Raw genomic sequence first — 2832 nt, forward strand, 5'->3', positions numbered from 1 at the left:
TGATCGGCGTCTCCCCGAAGCGCTCAGCGCCGTGGCATCGCGCAGGCCGGCGTCCCCGCCGGCAGCAGGTGGCGGTTGCGGGAGACCCAGCGGTAGACGGCGGCGGCGATCGGCCGCACCGGAGGAAGCGCCAGCACAGCGCCCGCGTACGCCCAGGCGCCGCCGGAGCGCATCAGCAGCCGGGCGACCGCCTGCGCCCCGCCGTACACCCGTCCGCCGGGGGTGATCCACAGCACCTCCCGGCCGGCCCGCTCCTCGGTGACCAGGCCGCGCCCGCCCGCCCCGGCGTCCAGGGCCGCGAGGTCGGCGTACTGGTACGGCACGGCCTGCCAGCCGCCCGAGGAGAGGGAGGCCCGCGGGTAGCGTTCGGCCCAGGTCACGCAGCTGGCGCAGAAGGCGCAGTCCCCGTCGAAGACCAGCACGGGATCGTGCGCGATGAGTTCGGCCATGCCCCGATCCTCCCGCACCGCGGGCCGCCGCCGGCCGGCGTGACACCCCGGAGGATCGAACCGGCCGCGAAGTGGGCATGATCCCCTCACGGTGCTCGGCCGCGGGCGGCTGACGCCGGTTCAGACGATCTTGCCCGCGACCGGCCGGAGGCGCGATAGCCTGCGGCCGACAAGGGCGGATCCAGGGGAGGAGGGGCAGCCGCCGTGACCCAGCTCGACATGACCCCGGGTGCGCAGGTACCCCGCACGGACGTCGGCCCGCAGACCGCCGTCACTTCGGCGCTCTCCTCCGCGGCCTACCGCGACGGCACCTTCAGGGAGTTGGAGGAGAAGCTCGGCGCCAAGCTGAAGAACGGCCGCTTCGAGCTGTTCCGGCCGAGCGCCGGCGAGGCGTTCAGCCGGGCGGTGATCGACCGGACGCTGCCCGCCAAGCGGAACCCGCTGGTGCCGTCCTTCGGCACCGACGTGCGGATGGTGGTCGAGCACTGCCTGGCCGCCAACGACCTGCGCCACGCCCGGGACCGGCAGCTCGCCCTGGTCACCGTGGTCTGCGGGCTGCTCTTCCTGCCCGGCGCGCTGGTCTGGCTGGCCGCCTTCCAGGTGCGCGCCCAGCTGAAGAAGACGCATCCGGCCCGGGAGGGCTTCTACGGCACGCTGGCGCTGCTCGCCGCCTGCGGCCTGGCCCTGCTGTTCGCGATCCGCCCGCCGGTGGACGGCCCCTGGTCGCTGTACTTCCGGCTGATGATGCTGGCCCCGGTGGTCGGCTGGTTCGTCGCCCGGCGGATCTGCCTGCGCAGCACGATCGACCTGCGCACCCGCTGGCAGTCGCTGCTGGAGGGCGGCGCGGTGGCCGCGACGGTGCCGCAGGCGGTGCCGCGCGACGACCTCGACCGCAAGGCCACCGACCTGCGCGCCAGCCTGGAGCGGCTGACCTCCGAGCAGGAGACCAACATCCACCACTACGCGGGCCGCAAGGGCCTGCTGGGCGCCGGCATGCGCTGGGTCGCGGTGGAGATGAACGAGGACCTCCGGCCGGCCGCGGGGCACGCGGACTTCCGGACCTTCCACCGCTGGGACCTCGCCCGCAAGATCGCCGAGCGGCTCGGCTCGGTCGCGGCCAGCGAGGTGCCGGGCGGCGACATGCCGCACGTCTCGGTCGCCCACTGGGTGGTACAGGACATCCCGGAGGGCGCGGACGAGATCGGCCGCCCGTCCACCCCGGAGATGGACGGCTACCGGATGCGCGACTTCGGCATCCAGCAGATCGCCAACCGGCAGACCATCGGCACCGACACCGACACCAACGTGGCCGCGCAGCTGGTGCTGCACAACGGCCAGGTGGTCGCCACCGTCACCGTCAAGGTCACCGTGCTGGGCCGCAACCTCCGGGTCTCCGTGTACGGGCACGCCCTCGGGCCGCTCAACGGGCTGTTCACGGCCAAGCCCAAGCCCAAGGAGAAGAGCGTCCCGAAGACCGGCAAGTTCTGGGAGGAGAAGACGATCGTCCTCCCGCTGATCGACGACGACGAGGTCGTCCGGCAGGCCGTCCGGGCGCCGTTCCACAAGATCCCCGGGCTGCTGAACTGGCTGGGCGGCTCGCTGACCCTGCCGGAGCCGTTCTGCCTCCGCCAGGCGTGGACGGACAAGACCTGGGACAGCCGGGCGAAGAGCGACTCGGTGCTCTACAGCGCCCAGCCGATCTTCAACATGGTGCAGACCACCACCATCGAGTTCCTCGCCGACCACGACGTGGACGTCGAGCGGTTCACCAACCGCGCCAACATCAGCCGCTCGGAGAACCAGGCCGTCCGCCCGTTCAAGGCCGACGCCTACGACGCCGGCTGAGCCGCCCGGACACGCACGCAGGGCCGGTACCCGAGGGAGTCCTCGCGGTACCGGCCCTGCGGCGTCCGTGCGGTGGGCTCAGCCCTGCGGCCAGGCGTCGGCCAGCATCTTGCGGGTGTCCGCGAGCAGCTGCGGCAGCACCTTGGTGTGGCCGACCACCGGCATGAAGTTGGTGTCCCCGCCCCACCGCGGCACCACGTGCTGGTGGAGGTGGGCGGCGATGCCGGCGCCGGCGGCGGCTCCCTGGTTCATGCCGATGTTGAAGCCGTGCGCGCCCGAGGCGGTGCGCAGCGCCGTCATCGCGTGCTTGGTGAGCAGGGCGAGCTCGGCGGTCTCGGCCTCGTCCAGCTCGGTGTAGTCCGCGACGTGCCGGTACGGGACGACCATCAGGTGGCCGCCGTTGTACGGGTAGAGGTTGAGCACCGCGAACACGGACGAGCCGCGGGCCACGACCAGCGGCTGCTGGCAACCCTGGGCTATCACCTGGCGACGCGGACGATGCGCCGCGGCGCGGACGGCGGCCGGATCGTGCGCCGGG

3 protein-coding genes are annotated in these 2832 nt (G+C 73.0%); 1 reads left to right on the forward strand and 2 read right to left on the reverse strand.

Features of this window, described 5'->3' with window-relative positions; translation table 11 throughout:
- Positions 1 to 23 precede the first annotated feature (23 nt).
- On the reverse strand, positions 24 to 449 hold the full coding sequence (locus ABZ641_RS31775) for a DCC1-like thiol-disulfide oxidoreductase family protein (RefSeq protein WP_359987418.1): 426 nt from the start codon (positions 447 to 449) through the stop codon (positions 24 to 26).
- A 204-nt stretch (positions 450 to 653) separates the two neighbouring features.
- Here ABZ641_RS31775 and ABZ641_RS31780 point away from each other — a divergent pair, with 204 nt between their 5' ends.
- On the forward strand, positions 654 to 2294 hold the full coding sequence (locus ABZ641_RS31780) for a hypothetical protein (protein ID WP_344621691.1): 1641 nt from the start codon (positions 654 to 656) through the stop codon (positions 2292 to 2294).
- Between the two features lie 78 nt (positions 2295 to 2372).
- On the opposite strand, the gene ABZ641_RS31785 is transcribed toward ABZ641_RS31780, so the two are convergent.
- Positions 2373 to 2832, reverse strand: a 460-nt coding sequence (locus tag ABZ641_RS31785) for an HIT domain-containing protein (protein ID WP_359987421.1), incomplete at its 5' end; no start/stop codon positions are given.

The sequence above is a fragment of the Kitasatospora sp. NPDC007106 genome, assembly GCF_040634455.1.
Classification (GTDB): Bacteria; Actinomycetota; Actinomycetes; order Streptomycetales; family Streptomycetaceae; genus Kitasatospora; species Kitasatospora arboriphila.

What these genes read in the sequence shown, in the direction of transcription:
- ABZ641_RS31775 (WP_359987418.1), bottom strand. Translation starts at nt 449, where the DNA reads ATGGCCGAACTCATCGCGCACGATCCCGTGCTGGTCTTCGACGGGGAC.